At 66.8% G+C, this 15,889-nt stretch carries 12 protein-coding genes; 11 read left to right on the top strand and 1 reads right to left on the bottom strand.

What is annotated here, in order from left to right; translation table 11 throughout:
* The first annotated feature begins 9 nt into the window (after positions 1-9).
* From K0B96_RS05830 to K0B96_RS05790, 9 genes are all read left to right on the top strand, one after another.
* On the top strand, positions 10-981 hold the full coding sequence (locus K0B96_RS05830; protein ID WP_220164879.1) for a WD40/YVTN/BNR-like repeat-containing protein: 972 nt from the start codon (positions 10-12) through the stop codon (positions 979-981).
* A complete protein-coding gene (locus tag K0B96_RS05825) occupies positions 978-3,305 on the top strand; it encodes an efflux RND transporter permease subunit (protein ID WP_220164877.1) in 2,328 nt (775 codons plus the stop codon). The genes K0B96_RS05830 and K0B96_RS05825 overlap by 4 nt, the downstream gene beginning before the upstream one ends.
* A 91-nt stretch (positions 3,306-3,396) precedes the next feature.
* Complete coding sequence (locus tag K0B96_RS05820) at positions 3,397-4,557, top strand: AI-2E family transporter (protein WP_220164875.1); 1,161 nt, start codon at positions 3,397-3,399, stop codon at positions 4,555-4,557.
* On the top strand, positions 4,554-4,832 hold the full coding sequence (locus K0B96_RS17340) for a large ribosomal subunit protein bL32 (RefSeq protein WP_255558863.1): 279 nt from the start codon (positions 4,554-4,556) through the stop codon (positions 4,830-4,832). The genes K0B96_RS05820 and K0B96_RS17340 overlap by 4 nt, the downstream gene beginning before the upstream one ends.
* 118 nt (positions 4,833-4,950) lie before the next feature.
* Positions 4,951-7,818 carry an ATP-dependent DNA ligase gene (locus K0B96_RS05810; RefSeq protein WP_220164874.1) on the top strand — a complete coding sequence of 956 codons (2,868 nt, stop codon included), beginning with the start codon at positions 4,951-4,953 and terminating at the stop codon, positions 7,816-7,818.
* Positions 7,819-7,831: 13 nt separating this feature from the next.
* Complete coding sequence (locus K0B96_RS05805) at positions 7,832-10,513, top strand: DEAD/DEAH box helicase (protein ID WP_220164872.1); 2,682 nt, start codon at positions 7,832-7,834, stop codon at positions 10,511-10,513.
* 45 nt (positions 10,514-10,558) lie between these two features.
* Positions 10,559-11,218 carry a metallophosphoesterase gene (locus tag K0B96_RS05800; RefSeq protein ID WP_220164870.1) on the top strand — a complete coding sequence of 220 codons (660 nt, stop codon included), beginning with the start codon at positions 10,559-10,561 and terminating at the stop codon, positions 11,216-11,218.
* A complete protein-coding gene (locus K0B96_RS05795; RefSeq protein ID WP_220164868.1) occupies positions 11,215-12,057 on the top strand; it encodes a DUF3108 domain-containing protein in 843 nt (280 codons plus the stop codon). The genes K0B96_RS05800 and K0B96_RS05795 overlap by 4 nt, the downstream gene beginning before the upstream one ends.
* Positions 12,029-12,946, top strand: a complete 918-nt coding sequence (locus K0B96_RS05790) for a glycosyltransferase family 9 protein (protein ID WP_220164866.1) — start codon at positions 12,029-12,031, stop codon at positions 12,944-12,946. The genes K0B96_RS05795 and K0B96_RS05790 overlap by 29 nt, the downstream gene beginning before the upstream one ends.
* Here the strand turns inward: K0B96_RS05790 and K0B96_RS05785 are convergent.
* Positions 12,932-13,486: a DNA-3-methyladenine glycosylase gene (locus K0B96_RS05785; protein ID WP_255558862.1), complete on the bottom strand. Its 555-nt coding sequence runs from the start codon at positions 13,484-13,486 to the stop codon at positions 12,932-12,934. The genes K0B96_RS05790 and K0B96_RS05785 overlap by 15 nt on opposite strands.
* 39 nt (positions 13,487-13,525) lie before the next feature.
* Here K0B96_RS05785 and K0B96_RS05780 point away from each other — a divergent pair, with 39 nt between their 5' ends.
* Together K0B96_RS05780 and K0B96_RS05775 are read left to right on the top strand one after the other, a co-directional pair.
* Positions 13,526-14,938 (top strand): MFS transporter, encoded by a 1,413-nt coding sequence (locus tag K0B96_RS05780; protein WP_220164862.1) that lies wholly within the window; start codon positions 13,526-13,528, stop codon positions 14,936-14,938.
* Positions 14,935-15,858: a PfkB family carbohydrate kinase gene (locus tag K0B96_RS05775; RefSeq protein ID WP_220164860.1), complete on the top strand. Its 924-nt coding sequence runs from the start codon at positions 14,935-14,937 to the stop codon at positions 15,856-15,858. Before K0B96_RS05780 ends, K0B96_RS05775 begins: the two co-directional genes overlap by 4 nt.
* Positions 15,859-15,889 lie beyond the last annotated feature (31 nt).

Below are 15,889 nucleotides of genomic sequence, written 5' to 3'. Positions count from 1 at the left end.
TTCTCCCGCGTGGGCCCCGCCAGTTCACTTCCCCGCCCGCGCGCGACCTTCTTCCGTCGCGGCCTTGCGCGCCTCGTCGCGCGCTGGTTCCCGCTGCTCCTGCTCACCGTTTCGAGTTGGGCCGCGAACGACGCGCCCCCACCGCGCGACCTTTTGCTCTCCGCCGCCATCGCCCGCGGCCAGGTCTTCGCAGTCGGCGAACGCGGCCTCCTCTACCGCTCGCCCGATTCCGGACGCCACTGGACATCCGTCCCGTCGCCCACCTCCGCCACCCTCACCGCGATCGCGTTCGCACCAGATGAGACGCATGGCTGGGCCGTCGGCCACGATGGCGTGATCCTCGGCACCACCGACGCCGGCGTTTCATGGCGCGTCGTTTACCGCACCGCCAGTGTGGAGTCGTCGTTCCTCGACGTCTGCGTGCTCGACGCCACTCACATTTTCGCCGTCGGCGCCTACGGATTGTTTGTCGAGAAACACCCCGGTGTCCCCGACTGGACGGTCCGTCGCCTGATCGACGACGACGATCATTTCAACCGCCTCGCGCGCAGCCCCGCCGGCACCCTCTACCTCGCCGGCGAACGCGGCACATTGCTGCGCTCCCGCGATGCCGGCGCCTCCTGGCAACGCCTCCGCTCTCCCTACGACGGCTCGTTCTTCGGCGTCCTCCCGCTCGGCGGCTCGACCCTCCTGATCTACGGACTCAGCGGCCGCCTCTTCCGCAGCGCAGACGACGGCGACACCTGGCAGCGCATTCCCACCAACGCCTCGGCCCTCCTCGCCACCGCCGTGCGCCTGCCCGACGGCGCCATCTTTCTCGCCGGTCAGGCGCCCGTCTGGCTCGTCAGTCGTGATGACGGCCGCAGCGTCAGCTCCTGTTCGCCGCCCGCCACGATGGCCGTTGCGCAACTCCTCCTTGCGCCCGATGGCACCTTGCTCGCCTTCGGCGAAAGCGGCGCCCAGCCGCTCCGTTTGCCATGAACGCGCTGAGCGACCGTTTCTCGTCCTGGCTTTTTCAGCACCGCCGTTGGGTCCTGATCGGATTCCTCGCGATGACCGCCGTCATGGCGTGGTTCGCCGCGCATCTTCGCGTCGACGCCAGTTTCACCAAAACCCTGCCGCTCGATCACCCCTACATCCGCACCTTCACCCAATATCAAAGTGAGTTCGGCGGCGCCAATCGCGTCCTCATCGCCCTCCTCGCTAAAGACGGCGACATCTTCACGCCGGAGTTTTTCCGCGAACTGAGAACCGTCACCGACGAAGCCGCAGCCCTTCCCGGCGTCGACCCCGCACAAGTCCAATCTCTCTTCACCCCCAACGTCCGCTACATCGAAGCGGTCGAAGACGGCTTCTCCGGTGGCAATATCATCGCCGCGGATTTCACGCCCACGCCCGCCAACTTCGACCGCGTGCGCGCCAACCTCATCAAGTCCGGCAAACTCGGCCAGCTCGTCGCCCGCGACTTCTCGGGCGCCGTCGTCATCGCGCAACTGTTCGAAATCGATCCCCGCACCGGACATAAACTCGACTACGCCCAGGTCGCCGCCGCTCTCGAAAAAATCCGGTCTCGCGTCGCCCGGCGCACGCACGGCGCGATCACCACCCACATCATCGGTTTCGCCAAAGTCGTGGGCGACGTCCGCGAGGGCGCGCGCAACGTCGTGCTCCTGTTCGTCGCCGCGCTCGTCGTCACCGCGCTGCTCGTTTGGCACTACGCCGGCCGCTGGACGCTCGCCGCCGCGCCGATCGTCTGCTCCCTCGTCGCGGTCCTGTGGCAGCTCGGCACCGTGACGGCCCTCGGCTACGGCATCGATCCGTTCTCCATTCTCGTGCCATTCCTCGTCTTCGCCATCGGCGTGAGCCACGGCATGCAGAAGATCTGCACCTTTCGCAACGAGGTGCTCGCCGGGCATGACGCCCCTGTCGCCGCGCAGCGCGCCTTCCGCCAACTCGTCGTCCCCGGCATTGTGGCGCTCGCCACCGACACCATCGGTTTCATCACGATGCTCGTCATCAAGGTCGAAACCATTCGCGAACTCGCCATCACCGCGAGCCTCGGCGTCAGCATCCTCATCTTCACCAATTTTCTGCTTCTTCCCATCCTCCTCTCGTTTCTCCGTCTGCCCGCCGGCTATGCCCTCTGGCTCGCTCGGCGGCGCGCCCTCGGCGACCGCGTCTGGCGTCGCCTCGCCCGCGGCCTCACGCCTGCGCCCTCGCTCGCCATTATCGCCGCGGCCCTCGGCGTCGGCGCATGGGCCTTCCTCCGCAGCGAGTCCGTTCGCATCGGCGATGCGCACGCCGGCGTGCCCGAGCTTCGCGCTGACTCCCGCTACAACACCGACTCCCGCCTCATCACCGCGCGCTTCAGCATCGGCATCGACCTCCTCTCCGTGCTCGTCGAAACCGTTCCCAACGGCTGCGTCGATCACGACGTCATGACTCTGATCGACGAATTCGACGGCCGCATGCGCCAAGTGCCGGGCGTGCAGTCCGTCCTCTCCCTCGCCACCGTGGCCAAGGTCATCAACGCCGGCTGGAACGAAGGCTCTCTCAAATGGCGCGTGCTGCCGCGCAATCCCCATGCACTCGCGCAGGCCGTGGCGCCCGTCGAAACCTCCACCGGCCTCCTCAACGCCGACGCCAGCGTGCTCCCCGTTCTGCTCTTTCTCACCGATCATCGCGCCGAAACCCTCCGCACCGTCACCGCCGCGGTCGATGCCTTCGCGGCCGCACACCCCTCGCCCAAAGCCCGCTTCCGCCTCGCCGCCGGCAACGCCGGCGTCATGGCCGCAACCAACGACGTCGTCCGCGCCGCCCAGCGCCCCATCGTCCTCTGGATCTTCGGCGCGGTCAGCGTGCTCTGTCTCCTCACGTTTCGTTCGTTCCGTGCGACACTCTGCATCGTCCTGCCGCTCGCGCTCGTGAGCTGGCTCGCTTACGCCCTGATGGCCCAGCTCGAAATCGGCCTCAAGACCTCCACGCTTCCCGTCGTCGCGCTCGGCGTCGGCATCGGCGTCGATTACGGCATCTACCTTTTCGCCCGCCTGCAAAACGCCCTGCGCACCGGCGCGCGCTTCGCCGATGCGCTCTTCACCGCATTTCGCGAGGCCGGCGGCGCCATCGTTTTCACCGGCCTCACCCTCGCCATCGGCGTCAGCACGTGGCTGTTCTCTGCCCTCAAATTTCAAGCCGACATGGGCCTCCTCCTCGCGTTCATGTTTCTCGTCAACATGCTCGCCGCGATGACGCTCCTCCCCGCGCTCGCCTGCTGGCTTGTCCGCCCTCCGTCTTCGCGCCGCTAACCGCCTCGACTGCGGCCGTCACATTTTTCCGGCGCGCGGCGCGCCCGCTTTTGATTGCCACGTCCGCCCTTCCGCGGCCTTTCTTGCCGCCATGTCTGTGCCCGCGTCCGAGCCTCTGCTGAGCTCTTCCCAGCGCCGCCTCGCCGCGTTCGCGCTGGGGCTGTTTTCGTTCCTCGCGATCGTCGCGCTTTTCGCGCTCATCCTCTTCGTCGGCGGTCGCCTGATCGAATTCTTCTCGGGCGCCCTCTGGCCGCCACTGCTCGCCGGCATTCTCGCCCTCGTCCTGCGTCCCCTCGTCGACGCTCTCCAACGCCACGTGCGACGCCGGCTCGTCGCCGTCATCATCCTGTATGCGGCCTTTCTGGTCGTCGTCGCCTGCCTGCTGCTCCTCATCATTCCGCCCGTCATTCAGCAGATCATCGACTTCGTGGCGTATGCGCCGCACTTCTGGCACTCCGTGGTCGTCTATTTTCAGGCGCACTACCCCGCGTGGTCGGAATTCGTGCAGCAGAAACTCGACAACCCCTCGATCAAACGCGTCGTCGAACAGGCGGCCGGTCAGACGCAGGCCCTCCTCAGCCACACGCTGCCCACCTTGCGCATCGCTGGCGCCGGTGCCCTTGGCTTCTTCGGTTTCCTGACTCACGCCGCTGTCGTGCCCGTGTATCTTTTCTTCTTTCTCCTCTCCCGTTCCTCACCCACCCGCCGCCTCCCGCACCACCTCGGTTTTGTCCGCAACACGTCTGTGCGCGACGACATCGTTTTCCTCGTGCGCGAATTCGTCTCGATCATCGAATCGTTTTTCCGCGGGCAACTCGTCATTGGTCTTATCATGGGCGTGCTCCTCGCGACGGGCTTCACGATCGCCGGCCTCAAGTTCGGCCTCGTGATCGGCCTCGCCCTCGGCCTCCTCAACATCGTGCCCTACCTCGGCACCATCCTTGGCCTGAGCATCGCGCTCCCGCTGGCGTTGTTTCAACCCACCGGCGGCTGGTCTCTCGTCTGCTGGGTCCTCGCCGTTTTTTGCGCCGTCCAGATGATCGAATCCTGGCTGCTCACCCCCAAAATCATGGGCGACCGCACCGGCCTTCATCCGGTCGCGATCATTTTTTCCGTCTTCTTTTGGGGCACCGTGTTCGGCGGCGTGCTCGGCATGCTCTTCGCCATTCCCTTCACCGCGTTTTTCGTCACCGCGTGGCGTCTGCTCATGCGCAAATACCTCGTCGCCGCCCCGCCCGCGGTGCAGATATGAAAACGCCTCCGCCCGCCGAGTGCGCTCAATGCGGCGCGCCCATTCCACCCCGCGCCCACGCCTGCCCCGCCTGCGGCGCCGACGAACGCACGGGCTGGCGCGAGACGTCCATCTACGACGGCCTCGAACTCCCCGACAGCGCCTTCGCCGACGACGATGCGCCGCCCCGGCCTCGCGTTCCTCGCCGGCACATCAACGGCATCGCCTGGTATTGGTGGTGCTTCGCCGTCGCCTTCATCTTCGTCGCGAGCCTGTTCGTCCTTTCGCTGTTGTAACGCCCCGCGCACCCGCGCCGGCCTCTTCCCCGCACGACCGAGGCTGCTTCGGCGCCCGCGTCTCTTCCGCTGCGATTTGCCTCGCGGACCGAATCCCGTCCCGTGCTGTCAGCTTCGCATGGCTTGGGATGTTCAATTTCGCGGCGGCGTCTGGCTGCCCCAAATCGACTGGTGGCTCGACGCGCATTTTCCCGCGCCGCGCTCCTTCGTTTCCCACGCCCATTTCGATCACCTTGCGCTGCACCGCGAGATCCTCTGCTCCGCCGTCACCGCCCGCCTCATGCGCAACCGCCTGCCCGGCGAACGCATCGAACACATTCTCCCGTTCGGTCAGACCGAGCCGCTCACGCCCGCCACCACCGTCACCCTCCATCCCGCCGGCCACATTTTCGGCTCCGCCCAGAGCCTCCTCGTGCACGAGCGCCACGGCTCCCTGCTCTACACCGGCGACTTCAAACTCCGCCCCGGCCGTTCCGCCGAACGCTGCGCCACGCCGCGCGCCGATGTCCTCATCATGGAGACCACGTTCGGCCTCCCCCGGTATGTTTTCCCTCCCACCGCGCAGGTCCTCGCCGACATCACCGCCTTCTGTCGCAACACCCTCGACGACCACGAAACGCCCGTGCTCTTCGGCTACAGTCTCGGGAAAAGCCAGGAGCTCCTCAGCTCGCTCGCCGACGCGCAACTCCCGGTGATGCTGCACCCACAAACGCTCACGCTCACGCATATCTACGAAGAACTCGGTCTCACGTTTCCGCCCTTTCGCCCCTTCGACGCCTCCGCTGTCGCCGGCCACGTCGTCATCTGCCCGCCGCAGGCGCGCGGCTCTTCGTTTCTCAAGAAAATCTCCGCTCCACGCACCGCCGTGATCACCGGCTGGGCGATCGATCCCGGCGCCGTTTATCGCTACCAATGCGATGCCGCTTTCCCGCTCTCCGACCACGCCGACTACGCCGATCTGCTGCGCTTCGTCGAAGCCGTGCAACCGCAGCGCGTGCTCACGCTCCACGGCTTCGCCCAGGAATTCGCCCGCACCCTCCGCGAACGCGGCGTCGAAGCCTGGGCCATCGGCCAAAGCAACCAACTCGAGCTCGGCCTCGCGTCCCGCCGCCCGTCGTCGCCTCCGTTCGCTTCTTCGACCGACTCACCTGCCGAGTCACCCGCCGCCGCACCGCCCACACCGCCTCTCGAGTCCGCTCCGCCCGACCGCCTCGCGCACTTCGCCGCCACCGCCGAGCGCATCAAATCCGCTCCGGGCAAACTCGATAAAATCTCCCTGCTCCGCGACTACCTCGCGCTGCTCGCGCCGACCGACGCCGCGCACGCCGCCGTGTTTTTCTGCGCCCGCCCTTTTCCGCAGGCCGACGAACGCGTCCTCACGCTCGGCTGGTCCGTGCTCAAACGCACCATTCTCGAATTGAGCGGCACGACCGAAGCCGACTACCGCGCCGCGTATCACCGCTTCGCCGACACCGGCGAAGCCGCCGCCGCCATCCTCGCCGGCCACGTGCAGCCGCGCGGCGTCGCCCTCGCGCAACTTGCAGAGTTTTTCGCCGCGCTCGCCGCCGCCCGCGGCCCCGCCGCCAAACTCGATCTCTTGCGCGAATTTCTCCGCGGCCTGTCTCCCTCCGAGTCAAAATACGTCGTCAAAATCATCACCGGCGATCTGCGCATCGGCCTCAAGGAGGGCCTCGTCGAGGAAGCCATCGCCGCCTCCGCCGCTGAATCAGTCGACGCCGTGCGCGAAGCCAACATGCTCTCCGGCGACATCGCCGAGGTCACGCACGCCGCGCGCGCTCACGCCCTCGCGTCGATTCAACTCCGCGTCTTTCATCCGCTCCAGTTCATGCTCGCCAGCCCCGAGCCCACCGCCGAGGCCGTCCTCGCTCGCTTCGTCGAACGCGCCGAAAAGGGGCAGCGCGTTGTCCCCGACGCGCCTTCCGCGCCACCGCCCGCCCGCCCCGCCACCTCCTCCGACCCCGCGCTCTCGCCCGTCTCCGTCTGGCTCGAGGAAAAATACGACGGCATCCGCTGTCAGCTCCACAAACAGGGCGAACGCGTCGAACTCTACTCGCGCGATCTCAAGCGCATCACCGGCCAGTTCCCCGAGCTCGCCGCCGCCGCCGCCCGCCTGCCCCACGATTTCATCGGCGATGGCGAACTCCTCGCGTGGCGCGACGGCCGCGCCCTGCCGTTCGCCGAATTGCAAAAACGCCTCGGCCGCAAAGGCGACGACTTCTTCCTCGGCGCCGAAATTCCTGTTTCCATTTCGTTCTACGACCTCCTCTGGCTCGACGGCCGCGCGCTTCTCAAAGAGCCGCTCACCGTCCGCCGCGAACATCTCGCTCACGTCCTGTCCGCCGCGTCGTCTTCCGCCCATCCGTCACTCCTCCTCGCGCCCGTGCAATTCGCCGCCACCGCCCTTGACATCGAGGCCGCCTTTCTCGCGGCCCGTCAGCGCGGCAACGAAGGCCTCATCGCCAAGGATCCCGCCAGCCCCTACACGCCCGGTCGCCGCGGGCTCACCTGGCTCAAACTCAAAAAAGCCTACGCCACGCTCGATGTCGTCGTCGTTGGCGTCGAATACGGTCACGGCAAACGCCGCGATGTGCTCAGCGATTACACCTTCGCGATCCGCGACGAGGAGCACGACAACCAGCTCCTCACGATTGGCAAAGCCTACTCCGGCCTCACCGACGTCGAGATCGCCGCGCTCACTCAACACTTCCTCGCGCACACCCTCGAAGTGCTCGGCCGTTATCGCACCGTCGTGCCCGACACCGTGCTCGAAATCGCCTTCGACACCATTCAACGCAGCTCGCGCCACGAAAGCGGTTTCGCCCTCCGCTTCCCCCGCATCGCCCGCATTCGCTCCGACAAAACGCCCGCCGAGATCGACACCCTCGCCACCTGCCGCCGCCTCGCCACCGCCGCCCTCTTCGATCCCGCCCGCGCCGCCGATCCAGTCGCCCCGCCGCCATCTTAACCGCACCCGTCGCATGTTCTCCCGCGTCGCCGCGCCCGCCCTCACTGAAGCGCAACTCTTCGCCGCGCTTCATCCTCAACTCGCCGCGTGGTTCCGCCGCCGCTTCACGCATTTCTCTTCCGCGCAACGCCACGCCGTGCCGGAAATTCTCGCCGGAAATTCGCTCCTCCTCACGTCGCCCACCGGCAGTGGCAAAACCCTCGCCGCTTTCCTCTCCGTCTTCGATCACCTCGCCCGATCTCACGACGCCGGCCAACTGCCCGACGGCATCGTCGCCGTCTACGTTTCCCCCCTCCGCGCCCTCGCTTACGACATCCAGAAAAACCTCCGGCAGCCGCTCGACGAATTGGGCTGGCCCTGGCTGCGCGTCGCCGCGCGCACGGGCGACACCACGCCCGCCCAACGTGCGCAACAACGCCGCACACCGCCCCACATCCTCGTCACGACGCCCGAGAGTCTCACGCTGCTCCTCAGTCAGCCCGCCTGGATTCCCGCCCTGCGCTCCGCGCGCTTTCTCCTCGTCGACGAACTCCACGCCCTCGCCGAAAATAAGCGCGGCTCACTCCTCATGGTCGCTGCCGAGCGACTCGAAGAAATCGTCTCCGCTCCTCCGTCCGCCACTGCCGATCGCCCCTCGCCGATTTCCGCGCCTCCCGCTCACCTCGTCCGCATCGGGCTCTCCGCCACCGTCGCGCCGCTCGACACCGTCGCCGAATTCCTCGTCGGCCCTCACCGCCCCTGTGGCATCGCCGAAATCACCCAAAGCCGGCCGGCCCGCATCGAGGTGTTTTCTCCGCTGCGCGCACAAGCCTACCCGCCCGCCGGCTACACCGCCACGCGCGTTTTGAAAGAGCTCGGCGCCCTCCTTCTCAAAAAAGAAACCACGCTCATCTTCACCAACACCCGTAGCGGCGCCGAAACCATCGGACTCCGCCTCAAACAACTCCTCCCCGAGTTCTCCGACCTCATCGAAGTCCACCACGCCTCGCTCGACCGCGCCGTCCGCCTCGAGGTGGAAGACCGCCTCAAACGCGGCGAACTTCGCGCCGTCGTCTGCTCCACCTCGCTGGAGATGGGTATCGACATCGGCTCGATCGATCTCGTCGTCATGGTTTCCGCACCGAAAGGCGTCTCCCGCGCCCTGCAGCGCATCGGCCGTTCCGGCCACTCGATGGGCCGCACGAGCCACGGCATTCTCGTCGCGAGCAACATCAACGATCTCGCCGAGTGCGCCGTCACCGCGCGCATGATGGAGCGCCACGAACTCGAGCCCGTCAAAATCCACGACGACCCGCTCGACGTGCTCGCTCAAACCCTCGTCGGTCTCGCCGTTTTCGAGAGCGTCACGCCCGACGAAGCCTTCGCCCTCGTCCGCCGCAGCTACCCGTTTCGCGCCCTGCCCCGCCCTGAGTTCGACCGCGTGGTCCGCTATCTCGAAGGCGGCGGCGCCTCCCTCGAGCGCAACTACCGCGATGTCTTCGGCAAAATCCGCGTCGACGCCAGCGGCGTGCTCGCCCCCGCTCACCGCCATACCGCCCGTGATTTTTATCAAAATATCGGCACCATCGTCTCCGAACAAATGGTGCAGGTGCAGCTCGGCCGCCGCACGCTCGGTTCGGTCGAGGAATCGTTCATGAAGGGCCTGCGCCCCGGTGATGTCTTCGTCCTCAACGGCCGCACCATCCGCCTCGTCGAAATGCGGCTCCTCACCGCCAAGGTCGCCGCTGCCGACAGCGCGCTGCCCACCGTGCCGCGCTGGTATGCGAACAAAATGCCGCTCGCGTCCGGCCTCGCCGCCGAGGTCACCCGCCTCCGCACCGAGGTCGCCCGCCGCCTCGCGTCACCGGTCCCGGACGCCGCCGCCGCGTGGCTGCAATCCGAATACCATCTCTCCACCGCCAACGCCGCCGCGCTCCTCGCGCATTTCTCCCTGCAGGCCGATATTTCCGTCATCCCCACCGCCGACCTCTTTCTCGTCGAGGTCTACCGCGACCGCGGCCTGCTCCACTATTTTTTCCATTCCCTCATCGGGCGCTCCGCCAACGACGCCCTCTCGCGCATCGTTGCACAACGCGTGCAGGAAACCCGCGGGGGCAACGCGCTCGTCACCATCGACGACTACGGCTTCCTCCTCTCGCTCCAGGCGTTTCAACGTTTCGCCGACGCCTGTGAATTGCGCCAGCTCTTCCGCCGCGACGGCGCCGAAGACGCCCTGCGCTCCGCCCTCGGACAAGCCAACCTCGTCAAATGGCAGTTTCGCGGCGCCGCCCAAACCGGCCTCATGGTGCCCCGCCGTGTGCGTGGCGCCGAACGCGGCCGCCGCGCGTTGCAGTGGAGCTCGGAAATCATCTTCGACGTCCTCCGCCGCCACGAACCCGACCATCCGCTGCTCCGCGAAGCCTACGCCGAGGCCACCTTGCGTTTCCTCGATCTGCCACGCGCGCTGGCGTTTCTCGATCACCTCGCCAGCCTGCCGTGGGACTTGCGCGAGCTCGATCGTGTGAGCCCCTTTTCCTTCGGCATCTACGTCAGCAAAATCAAAGAAACGATGACGCTCGAAGATCCCGAAACCACCATCGAACGCCTCTACCACGAAATGTATGGCCAACCGCCCGGCCGCCCGCCCGTCGCCACTGCGGCGGAGAAAAATCAACCTCCGCCCAACTTCCTGCGCCCGCCGCTTCCAGCCGTTTAAAAATTCTCACCCACGCTTGGTTCTTTGAAATTGGAGCCTTCCTCTTTGTCCGTTCCCCGCCTCGAAATTCTTCCCGGCCTCTGGCTCGACGCCCGCCGCGCGCTCTGGTTCGCCGCGCAGCGTCTGCTCGTCGTCGCCGACCTGCACTGGGGTTACGCCGCCGCCCACCGCGCCACGGGCAACCTTCTGCCATTGTGGGGCGACGACGAAATCGCCGCGCGCCTGAATCACCTCGTCGCCGACTACGCACCCGCCGAAATGCTCTGGCTCGGCGACTCGCTGCACGCCCTTCCCGGCCGCGCCGCCGCGGAGGATTTTCTGCGCACCACGTCCACGCCGATCACCATCCTTTCCGGCAACCACGACGTGAAATGGCCGCGAGCTGCCGACGCCACCCTCGTGCGCGCTGGTCTCTTTTTTCACCACGGCGATCGCCCCGTTCCTCCGCTCACCGCGGGCACGATCGAGATCATCGGCCACCATCATCCCGCGCTCCTGTGGCGCGATTATACCGGCACGCGTCTCAAACTCCCCGCGCTCATCGCTTCGCCCTCCCGTCTCATATTGCCCGCCTTCTCTCCTTGGGCCGCCGGCACGCCATGGAACGACCGCCTCTCCCCCGGGGACATACTTTGGGCTGTCTCCCCAAAACGCATTTTCCCCGTGACGCCCACTCAATTGAATAAATCCTCCGTCTCGTCATGATCCGCGCCGTTTCCCTCCTTCTCGTCCTCGCCGTCTGCGCGGTCCGCGCGTCTGCCACCGAGGCTCCCACTCTGCTGCAGGCCCTGCATCCCGGCGAAACGTTTCATTACAAAGTCGCCTGGGCCGTCCTCCCCGGCGCCGGCGAAATCAACATCGGCGTGACGAACGAAGCACTCGACGGCGTGAAACGCCTCAAAGTCACCACCACCACCCGCACCCGCGGCCTCGCCCACGTCTTCATGAAATTCGAGGCCACTGGCGAATCCTATTTCGACGAGCAAACCGGCCGCTGCGTGCTCCTCCACGAAGTCAGCCTCGTGAAGAAAAAAGTGAGCGAGCACTTCGTCACCTTCGATTACGACAAACGCACCGCCCTCTACGCGCCCGGAAGCTGGACGAGCGAATCCCGCGAGCTCTCGATGCCCGCAGGCCAGCCCGTCGATCTCATCACGCAACTCATCAGCACGCGCGCGTGGAATCTGCAACCCGGTGAACAACGCGACGCCCTCGTCCTCTTCGATGACGAGTTTTACGAACTCACAATCCACGCCGAGCGCTACGAAAACATCTCCACCCCCCTCGGTGATTTCCGCACGCTCGTGCTCGTGCCGCGCATGGAAAAGACGCCGCCCAAAGGCATGTTCAAACGCGGCTCCTCCGTGCGCGTCTGGATTTCGCAGGATGAACGCCACCTGCCCGTGCGCTTCGAGGTTGAGTTCAAGGTCGGCACCGGCACGGCCACGCTCGTCAGTTACACCCCACCCACCGGCGCGACCGCTGCCCCTGCCGCCCAACCCGCCCCGGCTTCCGATGCCGCCGACGCGGATTCTCGTCCTTAGAGGCGGCGCGCTCGGCGATTTCATCGTCACCCTCCCGGCGCTGCAGTTGCTCCGCCGCGTCTGGCCCGCCGCCCCTATCACGCTGGTCGGTAACGCCCGCGCCGCTGCGCTGGGTCAAACCGCCGGCGTGATCGACCGCGTGTGTTCACAATCCGAAGCGCGCTGGTCCGCGCTCTACGCCTCCCCGCCGTTGCCCTCCGCCTTCGCCGACGAACTCGCCGCGTTCGATCTGGTCCTCAACTTCTGGCCCGATCCCGACGGCGAACTCGCCCGCCATTTTCCGCGCCACCCCGCGCAACGCTTCCTTACCGCGCCCTCCCATCCGGCCGTTGCTCCCGCCGCCGCGCACTATTGCGCCGCGCTGCATCCTCTCGGTCTCACCGCGGATTCCTTTCGCTTCCCCCTCGGCTCCCCGTCGCCTGACGCGCGTCTCGTCGCGGTCCATCCCGGCAGCGGCTCGCCGCGCAAAAACTGGCCCCTCGACCGCTGGCACGCACTCTGCCTGCGCCTGCGCGAAATCGCGCCCACCGAATTCCTCATCGTCACCGGCGACGCCGAGCCCGACCCCGGCGCGCTCGCGAACTTCGGCCGCCACGCCCACGCGTTGCCGCTGCCTCAACTCGTGGCCGCCCTGCGCGAGTGCCGCCTCTTCCTCGGCCACGATTCCGGCATCAGCCATCTCGCCGCCGCCTGCGGCGTGCCCTGCGTCCTGCTGTTCGGTCCCACCGATCCCGCCGTCTGGTCGCCGCCCGGCGAACACGTCCACGCTCTCCGCCGCGGCTCCGACCTCAGCACCATCACTGTCGACGACGTCCTCGCCGCCGCGCGCCCGCGCCTCATCCGCGCGCCGCTCGCCCCGCCGTCTCTCCGTCCTTCAAAGCTCCTCTGACGCGCGACGTTCGCCCCGCCGCATTTTTTTTCGCACCACAAACCGCCACGGTTTCCCCGCCCACTCCGCCCCGGCGTAATCCACCCCGATCCGCGGCGTGACGATCACATCCGCCTCCGCCAGCACCACCCCGCGATCCTCGATCCACAATCCCGACTCCGGCTCCACGCGCGCCCCGTTGAGCGTCCGGCCGATCGCCAGTTGTCTGGTCACCCGCCCCGGCCCCACGATGCCTTCCACGCCGCGAATCAACACCGCCGCCGGCTCGTCTTCCGGCCCCGTCACCAGGTTCAACATCTCGTGGATGCCGTAGCATAGATACACATACCAAATCCCGCCGCGCGCATAGAGCACCTCGGTTCTGCGCGTGCGCCCCGCCCGGGCGTGACACGCCAGATCGCTCTCGCCAAAATACGCCTCGGTTTCCGTGATCATCCGCGCCTCAACTGCCCCCGGCGCCGACTCGCGCACGAGAAATTTTCCGAGCAACGACCGCGCCACCGCCACGGGATCGGGATTCAACCAAACTTTAGCCTTCACAACGCGTCGCATGTCTCCCATTTGCCACGTGAAATTGTGATGGCAACCACTGCGGGCGAACGTCGGGGCTTGGTCCGCCGCAGCTTACTGCTCTGCGGAATCGAGGGCGTGCTCGCGATGCCCCTCGTCTACCTGATGCTGCCCGGCAACTTCGTCATTGCCGCCCTGCTCGCCAACGCCCTGCACCTGCCCGCCGACACCTACGGCCTCATCGTCTCGCTGCCGTTCTGGTGCAATTTCCTGCAGATCTTCCTCACGCCGCCGCTCACCCACCGCTTCGCCGCGCGCACCATCGTCATCGCTTCCGGCTGGCTCCATTTCGCCGCCTGGGCCGCGCTGGCCGCCGTCCTGACGCGTTTCCCCGTCGGTGATCCCCAAACGAGCGGCCGCTGGTTTTTTATCTTCTACCTGTGTTCGAGTTTTCTCCAATCGATCAACGGCGTGTCGTGGACCACGTGGGTGCAGGAGTGGGTCCCGGAGCGCGTGCGCGGAAAATATTTCGGCTGGCGCAACCGCATCCTCCAGCTTGCCCTGCTCACGTTTCTTCTCGTCGCCGGCGAGCTCGTCGACCGCTGGGATAACGCCCTCGTCGCCTTCCAATGGCTTTTCGCCGGCGCCGTCGTGCTGCGTTTCTGTTCGCTCCTGTTGTATCGCCGGATGCACGTGGGCCTTCTACCGGTGACGCCTCACGCGCCGCGCCGCGATCCGCGCGAATTGATCCGGCTCGTGCTGCGCGCGCCGTCGCTGTCGCTCTTCATCGCCTTCGGCGCCGCCTGGGGTTTCGCCGCCAATTCCTTCGGCGCGTTTTACACGCTGTTCATGTTCAACCGCCTCGAGCTCTCCGCCACCGAGGTCAGCTTTTTCCAGGTCATCGGCCTCGCCGCCGGCGCGCTCTCGCTGCCGGGCTGGGGCCAGATGCAGGATCGCTTCGGCAATAAACCCGTCATGCTCGTCTCGTTCGCCCTCTGGCAGACGAGTAATTTCCTCTGGTGCTTCCTCGCGCCCCACAACACCAACCTCCTCTACTTCATGTGGGCGTGGGCCGGAGCGACCGGTGCCGGTTTCGTGCTCGGTCAGTTTAATCTCCTCCTTAAACTCATCCCCGCCGAAGCCAAGGCGCTCGCCATCGGCATCAACCTCGCCGTCACGTCCCTCGTCACCGCCATCGCTCCGATCATCGGCGGCCAGCTCCTCTCGTGGGCCTTCGCCCGCGGCCACGCCCCGCTCAACGTCTACCACCTCGCCTTCCTCGTCCAACCCGTCCTCGGCTTCGCCTCCTGCCTCCTGCTCCGTCGCGTCCAGGAACCCAAGTCCAGCCCCGTCGGCTACGTCGTCGGTGCGATGCGCAACGTTCGCACGCTCGGCGCCGTCTTCGGCCTCGGCTTCCTCCTCAACTACGCGTTTTACCGCTCCGCGAAACGCCCGCCGCGCACCGACGACGACCCGTCATGAACGCCTCGCCCTGTTTCACGTTCACCGGCAATCTCCTCTGGGAACGCACGCTCGAATTTTCCGCGTGGACACCCGGTCGCACGCAGCGCGCCGAACGCGAATCGTTTCAAGTCGGCGGCAAGGGCATCAACGTCACCCGCATGCTCGCCCGCCTCGGCACAGCCGCGCCTGCGCTCTGTTTTCCCGGCGGCGCTACGGGCAGCGATTGCACGCGCTGGCTGGAGCAACACGCCCTGCCACACGTCGCGTTCGCCACAACCGCGCCCACGCGCATCGGCATCGTTGTCCGCGGCGGCGCTCACGCCGAGACGACGTTTCTCGGCCCCGACGCCGCTCCCGACGCCGACGCGCTGCTCGCGTGCGCCGCCTTTCTCGATGCGCAACCCGACCACGCCGTGCTCGTCGTCGCCGGCAGCCTTCCCGGCTGGAGCACGCCCGCCTTCGACCCGTTGCGCGCCGCCTTCCAACGCTGGTGCAAGCGCGGCGTCCTCTACGTCGATACCTACGGCCCGCCGCTGCCTTGGTTCGCGCAATTGCCCGTCGCGCTCGTGAAGATCAACCGCACCGAGTTCGACAGCTTGATTCCGCCGCCGCCCGGCGAGACTTCGCCCGCTGCGCGCCTCGCGCTCGCCCAAGCCCGTTACGCCGCCCAAGCATGGATTGTCACCTCCGGCGGCGAATCCATCTGGCTCCAGTCCGCCGACGTGTCCGCCCGCGAATTTTCGCCGCCGCGCGTCCAAGAAGTGTCCGCTACCGGATCCGGCGACGTGTTGCTCGCCTGCCTTGTCCATGCGCGCCATGTGCTTGCACTCGACCTTCCTCACGCGCTTGCGTGGGCGCTCCCATTCGCCGCCGCCAACGCCGCGCACGCCGGCATCGCCGAATTCGACTTAACTAACGTAATCCAAGAGAATTGCTAGGGCCCGACTCGCGCCGTTTTCACTCGCGCCC

Origin of the sequence: Horticoccus luteus (genome assembly GCF_019464535.1) — a bacterium.
Classification (GTDB): domain Bacteria; phylum Verrucomicrobiota; class Verrucomicrobiia; order Opitutales; family Opitutaceae; genus Horticoccus; species Horticoccus luteus.
The sequence above is the reverse complement of the archived record's forward strand: the minus strand, read 5'-3'. Positions and strand labels throughout refer to the sequence as shown.

What these genes read in the sequence shown, in the direction of transcription:
- K0B96_RS05825 (WP_220164877.1), top strand. Translation starts at nt 978, where the DNA reads ATGAACGCGCTGAGCGACCGTTTCTCGTCCTGGCTTTTTCAGCACCGC.
- K0B96_RS05820 (WP_220164875.1), top strand. Translation starts at nt 3,397, where the DNA reads ATGTCTGTGCCCGCGTCCGAGCCTCTGCTGAGCTCTTCCCAGCGCCGC.
- K0B96_RS17340 (WP_255558863.1), top strand. Translation starts at nt 4,554, where the DNA reads ATGAAAACGCCTCCGCCCGCCGAGTGCGCTCAATGCGGCGCGCCCATT.
- K0B96_RS05810 (WP_220164874.1), top strand. Translation starts at nt 4,951, where the DNA reads ATGGCTTGGGATGTTCAATTTCGCGGCGGCGTCTGGCTGCCCCAAATC.
- K0B96_RS05805 (WP_220164872.1), top strand. Translation starts at nt 7,832, where the DNA reads ATGTTCTCCCGCGTCGCCGCGCCCGCCCTCACTGAAGCGCAACTCTTC.
- K0B96_RS05795 (WP_220164868.1), top strand. Translation starts at nt 11,215, where the DNA reads ATGATCCGCGCCGTTTCCCTCCTTCTCGTCCTCGCCGTCTGCGCGGTC.
- K0B96_RS05790 (WP_220164866.1), top strand. Translation starts at nt 12,029, where the DNA reads ATGCCGCCGACGCGGATTCTCGTCCTTAGAGGCGGCGCGCTCGGCGAT.
- K0B96_RS05780 (WP_220164862.1), top strand. Translation starts at nt 13,526, where the DNA reads ATGGCAACCACTGCGGGCGAACGTCGGGGCTTGGTCCGCCGCAGCTTA.
- K0B96_RS05775 (WP_220164860.1), top strand. Translation starts at nt 14,935, where the DNA reads ATGAACGCCTCGCCCTGTTTCACGTTCACCGGCAATCTCCTCTGGGAA.